The organism is Bradyrhizobium sp. 154 (assembly GCF_023073875.1).
Classification (GTDB): domain Bacteria; phylum Pseudomonadota; class Alphaproteobacteria; order Rhizobiales; family Xanthobacteraceae; genus Bradyrhizobium.
The window spans coordinates 51,219-72,112 of record NZ_JADPKG010000062.1; the positions used below are offsets into that span (position 1 = coordinate 51,219).

At 64.4% G+C, this 20,894-nt stretch carries 22 protein-coding genes; 7 read left to right on the top strand and 15 right to left on the bottom strand.

The features are described 5' to 3' along the window. Positions 1 to 5 precede the first annotated feature (5 nt). Positions 6 to 1,589, bottom strand: coding sequence for an MDR family MFS transporter (locus IVA92_RS16860; protein ID WP_247275867.1), 1,584 nt, complete (start codon positions 1,587 to 1,589; stop codon positions 6 to 8). Positions 1,590 to 1,744: 155 nt separating this feature from the next. Continuing rightward, positions 1,745 to 2,260 carry a YcgN family cysteine cluster protein gene (locus IVA92_RS16865; protein ID WP_247275868.1) on the bottom strand — a complete coding sequence of 172 codons (516 nt, stop codon included), beginning with the start codon at positions 2,258 to 2,260 and terminating at the stop codon, positions 1,745 to 1,747. Between the two features lie 294 nt (positions 2,261 to 2,554). On the opposite strand from IVA92_RS16865, the gene IVA92_RS16870 reads away from it, so the two are divergent. The 4 genes from IVA92_RS16870 to IVA92_RS16885 all read left to right on the top strand — a co-directional run bounded on the left by IVA92_RS16870 (position 2,555) and on the right by IVA92_RS16885 (position 6,774). Next, positions 2,555 to 4,831, top strand: coding sequence for a PBP1A family penicillin-binding protein (locus IVA92_RS16870; protein ID WP_247275869.1), 2,277 nt, complete (start codon positions 2,555 to 2,557; stop codon positions 4,829 to 4,831). Positions 4,832 to 4,840: 9 nt separating this feature from the next. Then, entirely contained in the window at positions 4,841 to 5,419 is a 579-nt protein-coding gene (locus IVA92_RS16875; protein ID WP_247275870.1) for a DUF1214 domain-containing protein, read from the top strand. Then, on the top strand, positions 5,416 to 6,000 hold the full coding sequence (locus tag IVA92_RS16880; protein WP_247275871.1) for a DUF1254 domain-containing protein: 585 nt from the start codon (positions 5,416 to 5,418) through the stop codon (positions 5,998 to 6,000). The genes IVA92_RS16875 and IVA92_RS16880 overlap by 4 nt, the downstream gene beginning before the upstream one ends. Positions 6,001 to 6,369: 369 nt before the next feature. Beyond that, a complete protein-coding gene (locus IVA92_RS16885) occupies positions 6,370 to 6,774 on the top strand; it encodes a GFA family protein (protein ID WP_247275872.1) in 405 nt (134 codons plus the stop codon). A 66-nt stretch (positions 6,775 to 6,840) separates the two neighbouring features. On the opposite strand, the gene IVA92_RS16890 is transcribed toward IVA92_RS16885, so the two are convergent. From IVA92_RS16890 to IVA92_RS16920, 7 genes are all read right to left on the bottom strand, one after another. Beyond that, positions 6,841 to 7,341: a heme-binding protein gene (locus IVA92_RS16890; protein ID WP_247275873.1), complete on the bottom strand. Its 501-nt coding sequence runs from the start codon at positions 7,339 to 7,341 to the stop codon at positions 6,841 to 6,843. A 28-nt stretch (positions 7,342 to 7,369) separates the two neighbouring features. Further along, a complete protein-coding gene (locus tag IVA92_RS16895) occupies positions 7,370 to 7,963 on the bottom strand; it encodes a hypothetical protein (protein ID WP_247275874.1) in 594 nt (197 codons plus the stop codon). 153 nt (positions 7,964 to 8,116) lie between these two features. Further along, entirely contained in the window at positions 8,117 to 8,287 is a 171-nt protein-coding gene (locus tag IVA92_RS16900) for a hypothetical protein (protein ID WP_247275875.1), read from the bottom strand. A 12-nt stretch (positions 8,288 to 8,299) separates the two neighbouring features. Further along, positions 8,300 to 9,046: a sulfite exporter TauE/SafE family protein gene (locus tag IVA92_RS16905; protein ID WP_256464957.1), complete on the bottom strand. Its 747-nt coding sequence runs from the start codon at positions 9,044 to 9,046 to the stop codon at positions 8,300 to 8,302. Between the two features lie 499 nt (positions 9,047 to 9,545). Beyond that, positions 9,546 to 9,749 (bottom strand): hypothetical protein, encoded by a 204-nt coding sequence (locus tag IVA92_RS16910; RefSeq protein ID WP_247275876.1) that lies wholly within the window; start codon positions 9,747 to 9,749, stop codon positions 9,546 to 9,548. A gap of 378 nt (positions 9,750 to 10,127) precedes the next feature. Further along, positions 10,128 to 11,015, bottom strand: coding sequence for a DUF1259 domain-containing protein (locus IVA92_RS16915; RefSeq protein WP_247275877.1), 888 nt, complete (start codon positions 11,013 to 11,015; stop codon positions 10,128 to 10,130). 39 nt (positions 11,016 to 11,054) lie between these two features. Further along, entirely contained in the window at positions 11,055 to 11,285 is a 231-nt protein-coding gene (locus IVA92_RS16920; protein ID WP_247275878.1) for a hypothetical protein, read from the bottom strand. Between the two features lie 441 nt (positions 11,286 to 11,726). On the opposite strand from IVA92_RS16920, the gene IVA92_RS16925 reads away from it, so the two are divergent. Continuing rightward, positions 11,727 to 12,803: a Cj0069 family protein gene (locus IVA92_RS16925; RefSeq protein ID WP_247275879.1), complete on the top strand. Its 1,077-nt coding sequence runs from the start codon at positions 11,727 to 11,729 to the stop codon at positions 12,801 to 12,803. 219 nt (positions 12,804 to 13,022) lie between these two features. Continuing rightward, the gene (gene arsC, locus IVA92_RS16930; RefSeq protein ID WP_247275880.1) at positions 13,023 to 13,424 is read left to right on the top strand and encodes an arsenate reductase (glutaredoxin); all 402 of its coding nucleotides are present in this window, start codon (positions 13,023 to 13,025) and stop codon (positions 13,422 to 13,424) included. A 42-nt stretch (positions 13,425 to 13,466) separates the two neighbouring features. Here the strand turns inward: arsC and IVA92_RS16935 are convergent, their stop codons facing one another. From IVA92_RS16935 to IVA92_RS16960, 6 genes are all read right to left on the bottom strand, one after another. After that, a complete protein-coding gene (locus IVA92_RS16935; RefSeq protein WP_247275881.1) occupies positions 13,467 to 14,231 on the bottom strand; it encodes a hypothetical protein in 765 nt (254 codons plus the stop codon). A 2-nt stretch (positions 14,232 to 14,233) separates the two neighbouring features. Beyond that, complete coding sequence (locus tag IVA92_RS16940; protein WP_247275882.1) at positions 14,234 to 14,431, bottom strand: hypothetical protein; 198 nt, start codon at positions 14,429 to 14,431, stop codon at positions 14,234 to 14,236. Continuing rightward, a complete protein-coding gene (locus IVA92_RS16945) occupies positions 14,428 to 14,856 on the bottom strand; it encodes a hypothetical protein (RefSeq protein ID WP_247275883.1) in 429 nt (142 codons plus the stop codon). The genes IVA92_RS16940 and IVA92_RS16945 overlap by 4 nt, the downstream gene beginning before the upstream one ends. Before the next feature lie 41 nt (positions 14,857 to 14,897). After that, positions 14,898 to 18,311, bottom strand: coding sequence for a CHAT domain-containing protein (locus IVA92_RS16950; RefSeq protein WP_247275884.1), 3,414 nt, complete (start codon positions 18,309 to 18,311; stop codon positions 14,898 to 14,900). A gap of 237 nt (positions 18,312 to 18,548) precedes the next feature. Next, positions 18,549 to 19,310 carry a hypothetical protein gene (locus IVA92_RS16955; protein WP_247275885.1) on the bottom strand — a complete coding sequence of 254 codons (762 nt, stop codon included), beginning with the start codon at positions 19,308 to 19,310 and terminating at the stop codon, positions 18,549 to 18,551. Between the two features lie 14 nt (positions 19,311 to 19,324). Then, complete coding sequence (locus IVA92_RS16960; RefSeq protein ID WP_247275886.1) at positions 19,325 to 19,513, bottom strand: hypothetical protein; 189 nt, start codon at positions 19,511 to 19,513, stop codon at positions 19,325 to 19,327. Between the two features lie 255 nt (positions 19,514 to 19,768). On the opposite strand from IVA92_RS16960, the gene IVA92_RS16965 reads away from it, so the two are divergent. After that, positions 19,769 to 20,740, top strand: a complete 972-nt coding sequence (locus tag IVA92_RS16965) for a DUF2336 domain-containing protein (RefSeq protein WP_247275887.1) — start codon at positions 19,769 to 19,771, stop codon at positions 20,738 to 20,740. The last annotated feature ends 154 nt before the right edge of the window (positions 20,741 to 20,894 follow it).

Here is a 20,894-nt window from a genome sequence, read left to right on the forward strand (position 1 = left end):
ATTCCCTACTCCGCCATCTCGACCGGCTGCGCGGTGGCGGGCCCGGCGAGCGGCCGCTCCTCCATCGCAATCAGGCAGAGCGCGGCGATGGTCATCAGCGCGGTGGCGGCGCCGAACACGTAACGGAAGGCGTGCCGCATCTCGTCGGCGGGGATTGCGACGCTGCCTGCGGCGTGATGCTCGCCCGCGAGCGGAACGTCGGTGCCGAGCGCGATCAGCAGGATCGCCGCGAACGCCGCGACCGTGAACGAGGACATCAGCGAGCGGAAGAAATTCATTGCGCCGGTGATGGTGCCGACTTGCGGACGCGCGACCGAGTTCTGCAGCGAGACCACGCACACCGGGAAGGTCGTGCCGAGACCGAGCGCGAACGCGGCCATCAGCGTGAGGAGGCCCCATAGCGGCAAGGTCGTGAGTGTGAGGCCAAGGCCGCACAGCGCAGCCCAGGACGTGCCGATGATGGCGACGCGCTTGTAGTGCTTGGCGCGCGCCATGGTGCGGCCGGCAATCGCCGCGCCGCAGGTCGAAACCGCCGCGAGCGGAATCAGCGCAAGCCCGGCCTCGCTGGCGGTGAGATGATAGACCTGCTCGTAATAAAGCGGCAGTTGCACGGTGAGGCCCGTGATCGCGCCGAGACCGCAACCGCCGGCCGTCAGGGCGAACGGCGCGACAGTCCCACCGAGCAGCGGCAGCGGCAGGAACGGCTCGTCCGCACGCCGCGCGTGCCAGACAAAGGTCACGACGAGCGCGACGGCGCCACCCAGCATCGCAAGCACGGCCGGCGACAGCCAGGCATAGCGCGTGCCGCCCCAGGTCAGCACCAGCATGAACACGACGGCGGACGCCATCAGCAACACGCCGCCGAGCCAATCCACCTTTCGCTTGCGGTGGAACACCGGGATCTTTTTCATCCTCGGCAGCAGCAGCGCGATCGCGGCGGCTGCCAGCGGCAGGTTGATCCAGAAGATCATCGACCAGTGCAGATGCTCGGCGAACACGCCGCCGATGACCGGGCCGAGGATGCCGCCGACCATCCAGACGCTGGAGAAATAGGCTTGGTATTGGCCGCGCTCGCGCGGTGAGACGACGTCAGAGATCACTGTCTGCACCACCGGCATGATGCCGCCGCCGCCGAGGCCCTGAAGACCGCGCGCCAGAATCAGCATCGGCATGTTCGGCGCGATCGCGCACAGCACCGAGCCCGCGACGAACAGGCTGAGCGAAGTGATGATCATGGCCTTGCGGCCGTAGATGTCGCTGAGCGTGCCGAACACCGGCGCGACCGCGGTCGAGGCGAGCAGATAGGCCGTAATCACCCAGGACAGGCTGGAGACGTCCTGGAACTGGCGTCCGATGGTCGGCAGCGCGGTCGCCACGATGGTCTGGTCGAGCGCGGCCAGGAACATCGTCACCATTAGGCTGATGACGATGGTGCGGACCTCGTCCTGTGACAGCGGCACTGGCGGGGCGACGGATGGCGCGTCATCGACGCTGATGACTTCGCTCGGAAGGCGGGACAGCTCTTCGGCAATGTCGTCAGGCAACGCCTGGATGTCGGCAGAACTGCTCTGCCGGTCGAACTTGTTCATCTCGCTCGGACGTCGTGTGGCGGCGCAACGCCGCGAAGGATTCGTTCTATGCAGCCCAATGTAGACAGCAAAATCCTTCCCGGGCAGGCACCGGGGCGCATGGGTGCATCCCGCCGCCGGGTCATCCCGAACCCGTGATCCGGAGTCTGCGGCAGTCAGTTCTTCGGCCGTCGCTTCAGGCGGGCTCGTTTCGGCAGCGCGGCCGGCCATTGCACGATGTGGTCCTCGAGATCCTCGTCCGGGATCTCCTCCTCGCTGCCCTCGACCCGGCCACGTACGGAGACGCCGGCCTCATGCACGGTATTGGGATCGCCTGACACCAGCGGATGCCACCAATAGAGGTCGCGCCCCTCGGCAACTAGCTTGTAGGCGCAGCTCGGCGGCAGCCAGTTCAGGATGCGGACATTGGCCGGGGTGAGGCGGACGCAGTCCGGAACCTTGTCGGAGCGATTCGGGTAGTCCTTGCAGGCGCAGCTCGCCCCATCGAGCAGCTTGCAGCCGATATGGGTGAAATAGATCTCGCCGGTGTCCTCGTCCTCGAGCTTGTTCAGGCAGCAGCGCCCGCAGCCGTCGCAGAGGCTTTCCCATTCATCCTGAGACATCTCTTCCAACGTCTTGGTTTTCCAGAAGAATCCTTCCTGGCCGGAAGGTCGTTTGGGAGCTGCGGTCATGCGCCTCAACAAGAGTTCGAAAGAGCTACGGCGATGTCATCTACGGCGTGCGGCTGTGCAGGTGCAAGCAGAGGCCCTTTGAGGCCCGTAATGACCCGGGGTCAATTAGGCCTGTTGTTCAAAATCGCGAGCGTGGCCATTGGTTTATGGGCCCTGCTCGGCTAGAACGAACAGCAAGTCCCCAAAGGACGCGAACCGGGCGCCTTGGGTTTGCCGCAACATTCCCGCAAGACGTCTCGATGCCGCCCCGGCCGGGTGCTTGAACGCTTTCGAAGCAAGCCGCAAGGGTTCTAGGTGCGCCAGATCATACCACCGCATTGGAAGCAGAAGATCCGGAATTTCCTCCTGGATCTCGATGCGCGCATCGACTCCTCGCTATTCTCCTCGGCCAAGGGCATCCGCGAGCTCTACGAGCGCTACTCGACCTTCATGGACCGGTTCTATGTCGGGCGGTGGAAGCGCTGGGTGTTCATCGAGCCGCTGTCGGAAGCCGCCACCGTCGGCCTCGGCGGCCTGGTCGTGATGCTCACGCTCGCCATCCCCGCCTTCCGCGAGACCGCGGACGAGGACTGGCTGAAGAAGTCCGACCTCGCGGTGAGTTTCCTCGACCGCTACGGCAACCCGATCGGCAGCCGCGGCATCAAGCACAACGACTCGATCCCGCTGGAAGACTTTCCGGACGTGCTGATCAAGGCGACGCTGGCGACCGAGGACCGCCGCTTCTACGACCATTTCGGCATCGACGTCGCCGGCACCGCGCGCGCTCTCGTCACCAATGCCCAGGCCGGCGGCGTTCGCCAGGGCGGTTCCTCGATCACCCAGCAGCTCGCCAAGAACCTGTTCCTGAGCAACGAGCGCACCATCGAGCGCAAGGTCAATGAGGCCTTCCTCGCGATCTGGCTGGAATGGCGCCTGAGCAAGAACGAGATCCTCAAGCTTTATCTCGACCGCGCCTATATGGGCGGCGGCACCTTTGGCGTCGATGGCGCCGCGCATTTCTACTTCAACAAGTCGGCGCGCGACGTGACGCTGGCGGAAGCGGCGATGCTCGCCGGCCTGTTCAAGGCGCCGACCAAATACGCCCCGCACATCAACCTGCCCGCCGCCCGCGCCCGCGCCAACGTCGTGCTCGACAACCTCGTCGATGCCGGTTTCATGACTGAGGGCCAGGTGTTCGGCGCCCGCCGCAATCCGGCCTTCGCGGTCGACCGCCGCGACGAAGCGTCGCCGAACTATTATCTCGACTACGCCTTCGACGAGATGCGCAAGCTCGTCGACACCTTCCCGAAGTCCTACACCGAGCGTGTCTTCGTGGTACGCCTTGCGATCGACACCAATGTGCAGAAGGCCGCCGAGGACGCGATCGAGAACCAGCTGCGCCAGTTCGGCCGCGATTATCACGCGACACAAGCGGCGACCGTCGTCGCCGATCTCGACGGCGGCATCCGCGCTATGGTCGGCGGCCGCGACTACGGCGCCAGCCAGTTCAACCGCGCCACCGACGCCTATCGCCAGCCCGGCTCCTCGTTCAAGCCCTACGTCTACACCACCGCCCTGCTGAATGGCTACACGCCGAACTCGGTCGTGGTCGACGGCCCCGTCTGCATCGGCAACTGGTGCCCGCAGAATTATGGCCATTCCTATTCCGGCTCGGTGACGCTGACCCAGGCGATCACGCGCTCGATCAACGTCGTGCCGGTGAAGCTGTCGATCGAGATCGGCCGGCGGGATCAGCCGAAGGCGCCGAACCCGGCCAAGGTCGGCCGCGCCAAGATCGTCGAGGTCGCCCGCCGTTTCGGCATCAAGGCGCCGCTGCCCGATACGCCGTCGCTGCCGATCGGCTCGGACGAAGTCACGGTGCTCGAGCATGCCGTCGCCTATGCGACGTTCCCGAACCGGGGCAAGGCGGTGACGCCGCATTCGGTACTGGAGGTGCGTACCGGCGCCGGCGACCTCGTCTGGCGCTGGGACCGTGACGGTCCGAAGCCGCGCCAGGCGATCCCCGCCTCCGTTGCGGCCGACATGGCGGGCATGATGAGCCACGTCGTCAGCGAAGGCACCGCGCGCCGCGCTGCGCTGGACGGCATTCCGACCGCGGGCAAGACCGGCACCACCAACGCGTATCGCGACGCCTGGTTTGTCGGCTACACCGGCAATTTCACCTGCGCGGTGTGGTACGGCAACGACGACTACTCGCCCACCAACCGCATGACCGGCGGCTCGCTGCCGGCGCAGACCTGGCACGACATCATGGTCGCGGCGCATCAGGGCGTCGAGGTGCGGGAGATCGCCGGCATCGGCATGGGTCAGAAGCTGCCGCCGCAGCATGTCAGCAACGCGCAGGCCAATGCGGCGCCGAAGGTGCTGGAGACCAAGCCCGGTCCGCCGCCCGTGCTGACCAAGCGCGGCGCCGACGTTCTGGTGCGCGTCGAGAAGCTGCTGGATGATGCGGCCAAGACGGCGAACAAATCGGCCGCCGACACCAAGCCGGCCTCGTCGACGAGTGCGCTCGCCTTCCCGCAGAACTATGCGGAAGAGAACGCCAACGCCTCCGCCCCGCGCAAGAACTGATCGAAACCCGTGCGGCTGATCCTGATCACATTGACGGCCCTTCTGCTCGCGACGGTGGTCGGCGTCGGCGCCACCTGGATGACGACGACGCGCGGCACCGAGATCGGCGCGCTGACCATCGGCGCCTGGACCGCGCGCCCGCGCACCGGCACCGCCGACGTCGATCCCTATTCGCGCGCCACTATTGTGCGCAACGGCGAATTGCCGATCGGCACCGGCGACGGCGTCGCCTTCACCGCGACCACCGACGACAAGAAGAAGGCGCTCGACGGCCGCTGCGACGTGATCGTCTCCGGCGTGACACCGCCGGCGCGGTTCTGGACGCTGACGCTGTACGACCGCAAGGGCCACCTCGTCGCCAATTCGCTGCAGCGCTACGGCTTCACCAGCCAGGAGATCGTGCGCCAGTCCGACGGCTCGTTCGAGATCCGCATCGCCTCGCGCTCGCGCGCCGGCAATTGGCTGCCGACCGGCGGCATCGAGCGCTACGCCTTGATGCTGCGCCTCTACGATACCCCCGTCGGCGTCGCCACTCGCACCCAGCGCGATGCGCCGATGCCGCAGATCACGACGGTGGGCTGCTTATGATCCGCCTGTTGTTCACCATCGTTGCCGGCATCATTCTAGGTCTCGTGGTCCATCTCGTCAGCGTGCTGGCGCTGCCGCGGATCGCGACGCAGGACGCCTATTCGCGGCTGACGCCGATGACGAAGGTGAACGCCGTCACCCAGCTTCCCCTCGCCGATCCGCAGACCTCACCGATGCCGTTCATGGATCCGGCCTTTGCGCTCGCGATCTGCCGCTACGATCTGTCGGGCGGGCCGATCAAGCTGACCGTGCCGGTGAGCCCGGCCTACACCTCGGTGTCGTTCTACACCCGTAACGAGATCGCCTATTACGCCATCAACGACCGCTCCGCGGGCCGCAAGGTGATCGAGCTCGACCTGATGACGGAGGCGCAGCACAACGAGCTGCCCGAGGACGAGGAGGTCACCGCGGCCGACCGCCTGATCATCGATTCCCCTGCTACCACCGGGCTGATCGTGATGAAGGCGCTCGCCCCCGAGCCCGGCCTGATGCCGCAGGCGCAAGGCTCGCTCGCGGCCGCGACCTGCGCCCCCCAGACCGAGCCGCCGGCCAAAGCCGAAGCGCCGCGCAGCCGGCGCTGAAGCGCGCCGCTTCGGCAGCGCAGCAACAAAACTGCGAAAACAACCCCATGCACAGTAGCCAAGCTACTGAAGTCAAGACCGTTTTCATGTCGGCATTTCCTCCATAGCGGCCGCGAGGCGCTGGGCTCGGGCCAAACGTCCTTTTGACACGTCGGGCAAAACACCGGCACAATGCCATCATCGAGGGATCGGCCGTTGCGCGTGCGGAACCGCGCGGCCGACAATTGCTCCCCAGTAATCTGACCGCAGCCGCGATGGCGGGAGATGTCAGGCGACAGTAGGACGCAATCGAAAATCGATTGCGCCCGTTGAAGCAGCACGTTTCCAGCGCTATCGATCTGAAAAACTTGCGTTAAGCGGGAGAAACGCATGAGCACCATCACCGGCGGCTGTCACTGCGGCGCAATCCGTTATCAAATCGAGGGCGAAGCAATCGTGCACGCGCTGTGCCACTGCCGCGATTGCCGGCTTCACGCCGGCGCTCCGCTCGTCGGCTGGACGATGTATGCGGAGGATGCGGTCAAGGTGACCAAGGGCGAGCCCAAGGTGTACCGGTCTTCGGAACATGCTCGGCGGCGCTTCTGCGGTGACTGCGGAACTGGCCTGTTCTACGTCAACGCCAACATGCCTGGGATCATCGACGTCCAGAGTGCGACCTACGATGATCCCGATGCCGTGCCGGCCACGATGCACATCCAGGTCGCCGAGCGTCTGCGCTGGATGGAACGTGCACACGAGCTGCCGACGTTCGATCGCTTTCCTCCGCAGCCCTAGCGACAGGCGTCGATCCGGCTTCGCGCCAACGTTTAAGGCATTCCAGCCGCGAGCTTGATCCGCGCCTCAAAACTCCAACTTGTCGCGTATGGCTTCGATCCCGGCTTTCGCGCACGCTTCGTCCGCGTCGCCGCCCGGAGCGCCGGATACGCCGACCGCTCCGACCAGAGAGCCGCCTGCTTCGACGATCAGCCCGCCTCCGATGATGACTGTTCCGGGAAGATTTCGAATGCCCGCCTGCATCATGCCGGGTTGGCTGATCGCATTCAGATCGGTCGTACTGGTCTTGAACGACGCAGCTGTCCACGCTTTGCCGGATGCCGTTATTGGCGTGTGAGGACCTGCAAAGCGGTCGCGCAGCATCACTTGCGTTAGACCGGAGCGATCGACGACAGCGACGGCAACCTGGTAGCCACGGGCGCGGCAGCTATCCAACGCGGCACGCGCGAGATCGAGCGCCAGCTCCGGACTAAGCGATTTGTAGGCAACGAGGGCTTCTTCCGCCTCCATTGGACTGATGCACGCGATCAGCAGGGCGGTCGCGACCGACAGACATCGAGCGTTCATGGCTAACTCCGGCGAGGTTGGGCAGATGCTATTTGACCTCACCATATGCCAGATCATCGAACAGGGTCACGCTATCCGCCTTGGTCCACAGGCCGATCATCCCGGCATTCGTAATCGTGGCGTCCTCCACCTCGAATAACGGCTTTCCATCAAAGGTCACCTTGAATCGATGTCCCGCGAAGTCGCAACGCAACGCGTGCCATTGCCCGGACGCCACCGGTGTGCGGACGCCATATCCGCCCTTGCGACCGACAATCTCCAGTGACGTTCGAATGCCGTTGATTGTCTTGTAAAGCACGACATTGTCCTCCAGTGCGTTGGCCCGCACGACGTAGTAATTGTCGGCATCCTTGGCGCGCCAGATGATTCCCGCGGCGCGATCTTCGGACCCGGTAACCGCCTTGAACTTCACTTCAACAAAACCGTCGCGGATGGTGGTACCACTCTTGATGGCGACCGGAAAAGTCGCCCGTCCGGATTGCTTGAGGACGTTCGGCTTGCTTGGCGCTGTGGGCTCGGCCTCGACGGTCCATTTCGATTCTCCCTGACCGGTCTTCGTTAAAGTCCATCCTTCCGGCGGCATTCCGGCCGGAACGTTGTCAAAATTCAGGGTCTCGGCCATGGCGTTCCCTCCCAATAACCAAATCAGCATGGATGCAAGAGCAAGCCACGCCCATGCGGAAGGTCGCAACGAAAAGTTTGTGGCGGTGCCTATCATCAATTTTCCTATCATCAACTTTTCGGTCCATCGGATCGGCGTGCGGCTTGCCTCGGCTCATCTGCAGTCATCGTTCGCCGGAGAATACCAGAAGGCGATCACCTCCAGGCAGTCGGGCGCCGTGTGCGCAATGAAGACGCCGCGCGTCTTCGGATCGAAGGCGGCGTCATCGAAATCGCTGTTCAGGCCATTCGGGACCGGGATGAAGCCCAAGCTCTTCAGTGGCATGAAGCCTCATGGTCAGCGGGAGGAAAACGGCAGTGTCGACGCGATCAGCGAGAGCCCGGCGATCAGCAGCAATGCCAGCACAGACTTGCGAAAGGTCTCGTCGTCGATCATTCCGAACAGCTTGAATCCGGACCAAAGGCCGGCGACCATGAAGGGAACGCCGAGTACGTACAGCATCAGTGTTTCCTTGGTGATCGTGCCGGCCGCCGCCTGGGACAGAGAGATGACCACGAAGGCGACGAACAGCACCGGCTGAAAGACGGCCCGCTGCACATCCTTCGGCCAACCTCGCCACTGGCACGATATCGTGGAGATGACGCCGCCGAGTCCTGTCAGCCCGCCAAGCATCCCGTTTGAGATGCCGATCGCGACATCGGCGCCGGTCCCGATCTTCATCGGCGCGAACACCGGCCTTGTGAGGCCATATATCGAGTAGACCAGCAACAATAATCCGACGCCGAACCTCAGATAGACGGGATCGAGATAGGCGAGAATTCCAACGCCGATCGGAATGCCGATGACGGTTCCTAGCGCGAGCGGCCATGCCTTGCGCAGATCCACCACATGTCGCAGCTTGTACATGCCGTAACCCTGGGTGAGCAGACCGTATCCAGCGATCAGAGTGGCGGTCTGTATCGGCGTGATGATGTGCAGCCAGACGCCGGAAACCACCAGACCCATCGCAAAGCCCGAGAAGCCGCTGACGAAACCGCCGACGAGGGCGGCAAGAGCAAAGACAGTGAAGACAAGAACATCCATATGACCGTCCCCGGAACGAGGTGGCGAGCGCTTGGATGGGAATCCATCTCACGGGGAGCTCGCGGTACCCCCGAAATCATCAGGTGTTATGTCAGACGCTTCTCCCGCTTACCTCCCGTCCTCGCGATATGCTGCAAGATGCCGGCGAGCACATAGCTGCTGGCCTTGGCGCCATAATCGACGTGACAGGTGCTCGTACATGTTGAGCGCCAGAATCGGCGTTCCGCCGGCAGGCTGTCAGTGACCCGACGCCCACTGATTGACGAGCCTGCGATCGCGCGGCGACCGGCCGACCGCGAGGTCCTGACGCGAGAGGAATAGAAGGGTTTGGAGATGGATAGGCAAACGGCAGACATGCAGCGTCCTTATCGAAAAAGGGACGCGATTCTTGGGCATGTCGCCTCACGGGGAGATCGCTTCCCCGTACCCGCAACTATTGCGCAGCAGGCGGATTTGTCAAATGCCCTCCGCACTCCGCTCTGACCAGCGGATGGATATTTCAACTGACTCGTAGACAACCAGCGCTTGCGAGCGTCCGGAGGTTGGCTGTCGATTCACCGCCGTTCACGATCGTCAGGATGAGCTCGCCAATCTCGGCCCACGGTTTGATGCTCCTGCCCGGATGAGTCAGCTCGACCCGCGCGTTCGCCTTCGCTGCCGCCTTGCGCTTTCCAATCACGGCCAATCTGAACGTCTTCAGCATCCTTTCTGTCCTGCTCGCGGGCCTGCTCGGCCTGCCCGGGCGTTTGATCCGGTTGCACTGGAACGGCGGCCGGACCCGACTGCGTCGGGACCTTCTCCATTTCGGCGGCAAGTAAGGGGCCGACAGCGCAGGACAGCAGAACTGCCGTTATCATCGCAAGAACGCGCATGGTTTCCTCCTCTGTTCGATGAACGGTAACAACCGGTCCGCACATGAGTTCAGAAAGGATCGCAGCGCTTGGCGCTGCACGGCGGGGCAAGGCACGACAAGTGCCTTGCTCCACGCCCATGCATTGGACCAGCGCTTCGGATGACTTGGACTCGGTCAAGCACGCGACTGGCCCGACGAACATCATCGTGCGCAGCTCCCTCCCGGGCGTCAGCTCTTCGTGCTGGCCGTCTTGTCGAGCGCCGCCCGCAAGCCCTCTGCAAGTTTGACGGCATCGTCGTTGGCCCAGAAATGCATGAAGAAGAGCCGCGGCTGCTCGTCCAGCATGTGGCTGTGCAGCGCCGTCACCTCGATGCCATGCGTCCGCAGCGCCGCGAGGACCGGGTTCACCTCGTCGCCGGTCAGGACGAAATCGCCTGTGATGGCCGCCTTGCCGCCGCCGGTCGGCTGAAAGTTGATGGCGATCGCAACGCCCATAGCGCCGACCGGAGTCAGCGGCATGCCGTCCTCCGTGATCGGGTCGCGCCGCTTCACGTTGAACTGATAGACGCCGCCATTGCCCTGCCCCTTGACGCCGATGATCTGGTCGAGCTTGGCCGTGTCGAGCTCGATGGCAGGCGGCGCGTTCCCTGGCGCCGCGGCCGTCAGCGGCGTCTTGCTTTCGGCAAGCCCATCATGGATGGCCGAGGCCAGTTTGACTGGATCTCCGTGTCCGGCGATGTGCATGTAGAATGTGGCCGGGCTCGCGCGAAGCAGATGATTGTGTACGGCGGTGATCTCGAGACCGCTCGCGATCATCTTCGCCATGACGGGATTGACCTCGGTCTCGAGCAGCACGAGGTCGCCCATGACCATGGCGCCGCCATGCGCCGGCTTGAACGCGACCCAACCGCCAAGCGCCAGCGCCGGCTTGATGGTCACGCCGTCGAGCGTCACCGTGAGATCGGTGCGAGGAAAGCCGTAGCGATGGACATCGTCCGTAACAGTGGGCTTGCGGCCCAGCGTCTCATCAACCTTCTGCCAGTCGACATTCTGGGCGTGAGCCGCCACCATGAAGCAGGTGCCGATGAGCATCAGAACCGGGATTGTCTTTCTCATTGAACTGCTCCCTCAATCTGGATTTCGTCCGCCAGTGCCTCACTTCTGCTCCTTGATCTGGCCGCCACTGTCGACGACGAGCCGCACTTGCTTGCCGTTCTTGACGGCCTTTGCGGTCGTGCCCTCGGCGGTCGACTTGACGTCGCTGACCTGCGAATAGCCGGCAGCCTGGATTTTGGCGATGAATTCCTCCTGTGTCAGAGCGTGTGCGCTCGACAGCCCTGACGCGAACGCGAGAAACAGGGCGGCATGAAGGATGCGTGTACACATGGTCTTTCTCTCCAGGTGAAATCCCTGCCCCAGGTTAGATCGGCTTGCGACGTGGCGCCCGGATGAACCCGGGAGACGCAACACGATGCGGCCATCGATGCGCTTCGGCGTGCGCACGATGAACCAAGAATTGTTCGGATGAGATCGGGTAATCATGACATGCGGCGCCCTTGGTGATCAGGACGCGATGCTTGGGCATGTCGCCTCACGGGGAGATCGCATGTCCCCGTTGCAGCGAGTAAAAGCCTCGACGGACGAGCTGTCAACGCGCGCATGCCCGCGACCGGTCAAGAAATGTTCAACGTTCCGACGGAACCGGCCGAACCTGGGTCTTGAAACATGCGAACCATCTCACGTAGATTGCCCGCGTGGGGATGAAGCAGACTCCCCGTGAGACTCCGGTCCAAGCTCTGCGCAGCACGCAATTCGTGGAGCTTGCGCATGGACACCGAGGAACACCCCACTTCCCGCAACACCGTAGCCATTCTCTCGCGCGGCGATGCTGCCGCGCGCCGGGAGGCGACGGCGCAAAACAGCCGCTTCGTTCGCGTCTTCGAAGCACTCGCCGCTATCGGCATCGAAGCCCAACCGGTGATCTACGACGAAAGCTTCGCCGATGCGGTGCGCGACCAGTTGCTCGCCGCCGACGGCGTGCTCGTCTGGATCGATCCGATCCATCAAGGCAAAACCCGCGCCGAGCTCGACGACCTGCTGCGCGACGTTGCAGCGCAAGGTACATGGGTGAGCGCACATCCCGACGTGATCCTGAAGATGGGCGTCAAAGAGGTGCTCTACCGGACGCGTCACCTGGGCTGGGGCACCGACACGCACCGCTATGATACCGTGGCGGCCTTTCGCGCCGAATTTCCATCGCGCCTGCGGGCAAGCGGCCCGCGCGTGCTGAAGCAAAATCGCGGCAATGGTGGCCAGGGCGTTTGGAAGGTCGAAGCACTTCCGAACACGGACGCCATGGTCCGGGTGCTCCATGCCCAACGTGGCAGCCTGCCTGAGGACACCCAGCTCGATGCCCTCATCGCGCGCTGCGAGCAATATTTCGGCTGGGGTGGCTGCATCATCGACCAGGCATTCCAACCTCGTCTGCCCGAGGGGATGATCCGCTGCTACATGAGCGGCGCCAGGGTCGCAGGCTTTGGGCATCAATTGATCAAGGGCTTGATCCCGCCGCCGCAGGGAGGCCCGGATGCTGCTGAGGCGCAACCGGGACCGCGAATCATGCACGGGCCTGATGCGCCGCCGTTCCAGTCGTTGCGAAGGGCCATGGAGCACGAATGGACCCCGCAGATGATGGAGACGCTCGGCATCGATGAATCTTCGCTGCCGGTGATCTGGGATGCGGACTTCCTGTACGGGCCACGCGATGCGTCAGGGGCCGACACATACGTTCTGTGCGAGATCAACGCGAGTTCCTGCTTTGCCATCCCCGAGGAGGCGCCGGCAGCGATCGCGCGAACAGTCAGGCACCGCTTGCTGCGCGCTCAGGAGGTGCGCTGCGGCTGACAGAAACTGTCGGGACCAATAAGCGTGCGCCGACCTCGTCCGCCATCCGGCCGTGGCGGTCGCGCGACCCTGGCAAACACCTTTGCGGCCTTTCGCCCCGCTGACCCGCCCCGCTTCATCCTTGCGGAGCCTTGTGGCGCGTTTGCAGATATGCTGCTGATGAATTGGCTGCTCGGACACTCGCACGGCCAGCCCAATCCCTGCTGCGGAGGCAACCCGATGACCGTCACGATCTATCATAACCCGGCTTGCGGCACCTCGCGCAACACGCTTGCGATGATCCGGCAGAGCGGCGTCGAACCTGTCGTCATCGAATATCTGAAGACGCCGCCATCCCGCGAAACGCTGGTCGAGCTCATCAAAGGCTTGGGGATCTCCGCTCGCGCGCTGCTGCGGGAGAAAGGCACGCCCTTTCACGACCTCGGCCTCGATGACCCAAAATGGTCCGATGACGAGCTGATCGACCAGATGCTCGCGCATCCCATCCTGATCAACCGTCCGATCGTGGTGACCCCAAAAGGCACACGACTGTGCCGTCCCTCGGAAGCCGTCATCGATCTCCTGGAGAATCCCGTTGGCCGGTTCGTGAAGGAGGACGGCGAGGTGGTGGAATCGCGATAGGCAGGTGCTGCTCTCGCCGGCCGCCCCGCACCGTTCGCAACGCTATCCAAGCAGCCCCTTCAAGCCGGCGTAGATCGAGCCGACCGCGGTTGCGGCGACACCGGCCAGCGGCCCGGCTGTCTGCATGAGGTCCTGGATCAAGCGGGCACGGCGGCGCAGTTGTTCCTCGCCGACATGTTGTCCCAGCAGGCGCGCCACGCGGAAGGCGAACGCGTTCGGTTTGCCCCCGTGCGACAGCACACGCGGCAAGACCTGGAAGATCACGACGCTCAAGATATTGCCGGAGACGAAGGCCAGCAGGATGCTCGCGCCATATTCGAACACTTCCCGCCACTCGATCCAGATCGTCGGCAGGATCGGGACGTGATCGTGGATCCCGGTCACCGTCAGCATCGCGAAGATGCTGACGCAAGCCGCCAGGAACCCCAGCACAAATGCCGTCAGGGCGAAGACCCGATGCAGTGGATAGGCCACGAAACCGAACAGCAGCGGTATGGCGATCGATGCGATCCGAAGCGGGATCGGGGACACGTTGAAGGTGATGGTCACGAGCACATGCGCGATCACCAGCAGCAGGGACGGAATGGCAATATAGAGCACCGCATGCGTTCCGTAATAGCGCAGCGGATTGTTGTAGCGCTCGAGGCGGACATTGACACGATCGAGATCGCGCCTGATCTTGTCCAGATCGGCAACGATCTCGTCAATCTCGACAAGCGTCGGCCGCACGACGCGCAAGTCCCGCGAGCAATGCTTGCACGCGATGGCTTCGTCCTTGATCGTCTCGGCGCAAAACGGACATTCCATCGCTAGCGCGACTTCCTTCGCCTCATAATGGCCTCGACCTCGTCTCTGGCCTTCCGCAGTTCATCACGCAGCTCCTCGCGCTTGCGCAGGAGATCGTCACGCTCGGCGATCAGCGTGGCGGGAACGGCGATGTCGCGCCCGCAGGACGCACAAACCAGCGCACCCTCTGCAGTTCCGGACTGGCAGTAGGGGCACGTCACTTGGGTGCGACCTTCAGCGTAAAGATGGTCGTGCCGGGCCGACCATCACTGTCCTTGATATCGACGCGCACCGTGTATTCGCCCGGCGGCAGTTCCGCATCCTGCATGTTGATGCCGTCGGGCTGGACGAAGGGCTTGACCCGCGGAGTCAAGTCGACATTCGGCGTCCGGAGGAAGATCACCCTGACCGAGTCCGGATCAATCTTTGCGCCGCCATAAGACTGAAACTTCAATACCAGTCGCAGAGGTGAACTCGCCGAGTCGCCCGGCGAGACGAACTCGACTTTGGGGCCGCGCATGATGCCGCGCTGATCGACGGCAACCGCGCCCTTCGGCGGCGGCAGCTTCGCTTCCTCTTCCGTAATCAATGGCGTGGCGCGCGTTGGTCCGGAGAACAGCAAACCTGCGGCCATGAGGCCCAGCAAGACATTCCGCTTCATTGTCCGTGCACCCCTTCCCCGGTTGGTCAACGCAAGCCGCCATCGCCGATGATGGTGTACGGCGCCCAGAACAGCGGATGCGCATAGGCGAACTCGGTCTTGCCCTCGCTGTTGAGATAGCCGGGACCATCGATGAGAGCCATCGTCGCCTGGCGCAGCGCCTCGCTGCGCGACAGCTTGGGATCTTCGGCCTGCCGCTTGAACAAGTCTGTCACCAGTTGCCGTGCCGACTGCGAATGCACCGACCAGTTCGTCACCAGCAGCGCCCGCGTTCCGGCATAGAAGAACGCGCGCCCGAGCCCGGATGCCGCCTCGGCCCCTGCGCCAGCGCCGGCGCCGGTGTTACAGGCTGACAGGACGACCCAGTCCGCGTCCAGCTTGAGACCGAGGATCTCCTCCATGGTCAAGAGCCCGTCGCCGCCCTCGCCCGTCACCGCCGGTGACGACAACGCGAGCGCCGGTTGCGTCAATCCGTTCAGCTCGCCCGGGACCAGACCATGGGTGGCAAAGGCCAGGATTCTGAAGCCGGACAGATTCATCGTCTTCACGGCGCTCTCGGTCGCGCTCTTGCCAAGGAACAGCACCTTCGAGGGGTCCGCCTGCAGCGCCAGCGCGATCGATTTGAGCTCGTCCGCGGTATCGGGCAGACGAGGCAACAGACCGAGCTCGGCGCTGTCGACGCCCTCGAGCTTGGGACTGTTGCGTCGCTTCAGCGGCCCGCCGCGCGTGACGTTGCCGCTGGCGTCGGCGACCTGAATCTTCTGCCCGCCTTCCGCCTCGGCCTGCTGATCGCTGTTGAAATAGGGATCCCCGAAGGCCACGAGGTCGCCGCGGCCGGGCTTGCCCGGCGGCAGCTGCCGCAATGTGCGCAACGCCGCCGCCGACGGCACCGTCGATACGGCATGGGTTCGCGCCAGCCACGGCACGTTGCGATAACCGATGAAGAGCGGGTCCTCATCCGCAGCCACCTCTGCCGGTGCCGTCGGCAACAACGCCAGCGGCAACAGTCCCAGCGCGCCATTGGTCACGACGATCAGGTTCCTGGCCGGCTTCCAGCCGCTCTCGACCGGCTTGAGCAGCAGCTCGTAAAGTTCATGGCCGAGCTTGAGATCGAAGGGCGGAATGTCCGAGATCATCGCGGCCTGCGGCTCGAGCGCTTCGCGCAGCTTGCGGATCTTCGTTTCGATGTCGCCGATCCTGGCCTGGACGGCCGCGAACGCCACCGGCCCCGACTTCGGCACGGCCCAGACGAAGCTGCCGTTCTGGCCGAAATAGAACGACAGCATGGCCTCGCTGTCGGCCAGCGTCGCACGAATCTCGGCAACGCTCGGCGGCTTGGGCGAGACGAGATCGGCGTAAGTCGGGAACTTCTGCTTGATCTCCTGGCGTGCCTTGTCGCGCTGGCCGCGCAAGGCGGCGATCGAGGCCTGGATTTGCGCAACGCCCTTCTCGTCGCGCTCCGCCGAGGGAAGCGCGAGCACGTTGTTGAGCGTGCCGAGCTGGGCATTGACCTGCTTGGTCAGGTCCTGCTCCTTGCGCACGAGCTCGGCGAGGGCGGGATCCTTTGCCGCCGCACGCGCGCTCGACGCCGCCAGCGCCTGCTGCACCGAGCGACCACGGACGGCGTCAGCGAGGCTGAACGTCTCTTCGCCGACCTCCTTGCCGGCTCCTTCCGCCCTGCCGAGCAGCAGCAGATAGCTCTCGACGATGGTCTGCAGCCGCTGACTCCGCGCAGCCACCACGGTCGTGTTCTCGTCATCGGCATTTTCGTTGGCGCTCGCCATCATGACCGGAATGGCGGCCTTGAACTCCCTGATGGCATCGGCATCGCGCCGAGCGCGCATCAATCCGACCGCCAGCGTGCCACGCGCCGAAGCCGCGTCGAAATGATTTTCGCCGACCCGGGCGATCTGCTTCTTCACGAGCTGCTCGGCGGCGGCAATGCCTGCGTCGAGCTGCCCGGAACCATAGAGCGACAGGATCCGGGCCGGATTGAGCTCGAACACCTGGCGGCGCTGCGGCTCCCAGCCGGCCACAGCCTTGTCGATCCGAGCAAACATCGCGCTTGCTTCGGCGTTGTTGCGCCGAAGCGTCAAGATGCCGGCAAGCTGCGACAGCAGCTGCACCGTCGCGTGCGAATCCTCCGGCACACCCACGGTCTTGTTGATGTCGAGGGCAACACGGCCGAGCTTCTCCGCCTCCTCGTAACGGCCCTGATCGACCAGAATGCCCGCCAGCGCCATCACGAAACGCGGCGTCACGGGATTGTACTTGCCGGTATCCTTCAGGCGCGAGAGCAGCGCGCGGCGCGCGTCCACCTCGGCCTCGGCGAGCCTGCCCTGCTTCGCCTTCATGCGCGCCTGGTTCAACACGGTCCCGTCGATCGCCTGCAGCAGAAGGGTCTCGGCCGGTGGATTGTCCGATTCCATGACGGCCTTCGTGCTTGCGCGCTTGCGAAGCTCTGCCGTGCGATAGGCAGCCTCGGCTTCGGCAAACTGTCCGCGTGCCTCGAAGATCAAGGCGCGAGCGATCTCCAGCTCGCCCTCCCAGCTCTGGCCAAATCGAGCATAGGCGGATCGCCAATTGGGATGACCGCTGGTGCGGGCCTCCTGTATCGCGGTCTGGGTGCGGCGAAGATAGGCCTCCGCCTGCGCGACGTCTCCCATCTGAATGAGGACGGATGCGATCGCGCGGTTCGTATTGAACTGCATTCCCCTGGCGCCCGGCATGCTGGCCGATTCGCGCAGGAGCCTTTGCATGATCTCAAGCGAGCGTTTCGGATCGCCTGCAAGAGCGTGCTGCAGGGACTGGAGCTGCAACATCCGCCCCAGCAAATGAGGACTGACGGCGCCGCGCCCAACCTCCACGGCCTTGTCGGCGTCGGCGATGGCTTCGCCGAGCCGGCCGAGCTGCGCGCGCGCGTTGGCGCGATCGAAATAGAACTGCGCCAGATCCTGACGGGATTCCTTCCCGCTCGGTGCGGCATCGGCATCCGACTTCAATTCGGCGATCATCTTCTCGTCGGGCTTGTCGCCGTCGAGGATCGCCGTGATGTCGGCGATGCTGCGCGGCGGCGCAACGAAGTCCTTCGGAAGCGCAGCGCCTTGCTCGAGCTTGGGCGCCGCTTCCTTCGGAAGCTCGACTGCGACATTGGCGCGGCCATTGGCGGCATTCAGCGCCGCTTGCACGCAGGCCCGGACCTGAGGCGTGGCCTTGGCGCGACAAGCTTCCAGATTGGCGCCCCCGGCGGGGCCTCCGCCTGCACGCATGCACCCCTGCACGATCGGTCTGCCGACGGTCATCCGGCAATTCTCGATCGCCGCCTCCTTGGTCAGCGCGGCTGCGGAGCCTGTCGATCCAAGCAGAATGGCAAGTGCCAGCAGGTGGTGTGGTGAAACGTCCAGACGGCTCTTGAACGGACGCGTGGCGTCTAAGCTCATCTTGAAGGACCTTTGGGTAAAATGACTTGAAGAAACGAGATAATCCTATCCAGACGGCCCGGAAGGACAAGCACAATCAATGCGGTTCCCGATGCCACAAGAGCGTTAGCGGGCTACCGCCGGCATAAGGTGCCTAGGATCGCGCACGACAGGCGGCTCAACCTCGTCGCGCCGATTGGCCGCGAGGTAAGATGGCCGCGCTCGACAGGCAGCGAGTTTATGCGGCGAGCTTGTACGTCAGCCCTTCGAGACGAGCGCGCGGCCGTAGGGCGGCTGCGCTGCGACCGGCGGGTTGGCGGTCTGGGCGGCGAGCTCGCCGATCAGGCGGTCGGCGTCGGCGGCCATGCCGTCGGGGGCCTGGATCACCAGCCGCTCCAGCGCCCAGCGGTAGGATGAAACCCGCTGCTCGAGGCATTGCTGCACCCACTGCACGATCAGCGAGTTCTCCTGCATGCGCGCGACCGCGTCGTCCTTCTCCCTCGGCGAGAGCGCGGAGACGCGCGCCATGCTGGCATCGCGCTTCCTGTCGAGATCGATGACGCGGATGGCGCTGGCGAAGAACGGCTCGAAGCGTGTGATGTCGTTGCGCACGTCCTCGATCAGCTGCGCATAGCGCGAGGAATGCGAGCGGTGCGGCTCGTCGATCAGCGTGCGCCCGTACATGGTGCGGTCGAACACGATCTTCTGCCGCCAGGGCGATGGCAGCGGCTTGTAGTCGCCGAACACGGTCTTCCAGGCGGGGCGCGATAACGGCGGCTCGATCATGGGATAGGCGAGGTCGCGAAGCTGGCGTTCTTCGTCGGTGAGCTGGAATTGCGAGGGCTTCAGGCCGACGCTGGAGGTGACCTCCGCACCCAGCCAGCGATGCATGTCGTCGCTGCGCATGTCGGCGCGGGTGCGGCCGAAATCGCCGCCGCTACAGGCGCCGAGCGTCGCGCCGAGCAGCGCGAGCAGGACGGCCGATACGAAAGGCCGGATCTGGCGAATGGTGTCCGGCATTGCAAAGCCGGACGTCAGCGGCGGCGACGACGGCGCCCCGGCGCTGTGCCCTGCTCTGGCCCGCGATCGCCGCTGGTTTCGTCCGCCACGCGCTCGATACGGATCACCGGGAGGATCAGAACCATTCCCGTTTCCGTGCGCGGTGTGGCATCCCCCGACGAGCCTGCCCGGCGACCGGCCGGAAATTCGATGATCGTCCCCATATCCAGCTCTCTATCAATTGCCGCGCGACCAAACCGCTCATGCAACATGCATTCATTAAGATCAGTTCATGGTTAACGGGATGTAAACGCGCTTTCCGGACCGTAACCGCGCGGGCCGTGCCGCGCCGTCCCGTTGCGGCACGACAATGCCATAAATTGCCGAGCCGGCTTCACGCCTCGTTTTCCTTAACGAGACTTTAAAAGAACCTGCGATAGGCTCGTGACAAGTGTCTCTCCCGAGTTGCGTACGCCTCAATGACCAAGTCGCTGTTTCCCGGATTCGACGGGCTGATGACCCTCTCCCGTCGCGAAGGCGTCGACATCCGTCCGACGCTGCTGCGCGTGCTGACCGACCTCTATGTCCAGACGCGCGTCCACAGCGATGACGAACAGCGGCAATTCGTCGAGCTCGCCACACGTTTGATCGACCAGGTCGACGACGCGACGCGCGCCGCCGTCAAGGCGCGGCTCGCGGTCTATCCATCGACGCCGGTCCCGATCCTCCAGAAGCTCGGACTGGTCGCCGCCCAGGAAGGCCGCAGGGTTCCGCTGGCGCGAGAGATTCCGCAGCCGCCGGCACCCGCCCCGGTCCGCACGCCCACCGAGGCCGAGCAGCGCTTGGCCTCGAACATGGCGATGCAGCCGAAGGACGCCGCCGAGATCCACGACATGTTCTTCCGCGCCGGCGCCTCCGAGCGCGCGCTGATCCTGCACAATCTGGCGCAGACCCCGCTCAAAGCGGCGCCGCGGATTCCGGCCGTGCGCGCCAAGCGCGCGATCCAGATCCTGGAGATGGCGGCGATCGCGGGTGACATCGAGAACTTCACCCTCGAGCTCGGCGACAGCCTGATCCTGCCCTCGCGCGTCGCGGCCCAGATCGTCGACGATGCCGGCGGCGAAGCGCTCGCGGTCGCCGCGCGCGCACTCGACATGCCGAGCCCGGTCTTCCAGCGCATCCTCTTGTTCTTCAAGCCGGAGATCGGGACCTCTGTGAACGACGTGTACCGGCTGTCGCGGCTCTATGACCGGCTCGGCGAGCGCTCGGCGCTGGTGATGCTGGCGGCCTGGCGCGGCTCGACGCTCGCCGTCACCCGCGCAAAGTACCAGTCTTCGCTGCATGACGGCGAGCGCCAGCGCGCGCGTACAGGCGCAAGCCAGACGCGGCCGGGCGTGCAGCCGGGCACGAGCCCGACGGTGCGCACCCGCACCGGCGGATCGGATCGGTAAGGCTTGCCTTCACAGCCAACGGCATTGGATATCGCGCGCGCGACGCCCCCAAGCTCGTCATTGCTGTGCATGTTCACTAATTCGCTGATTGGATCGCTCCAGCGGAGGACGATCCGATGCGCGACAACAGCTATGACCGGACGATTGAGCGCAA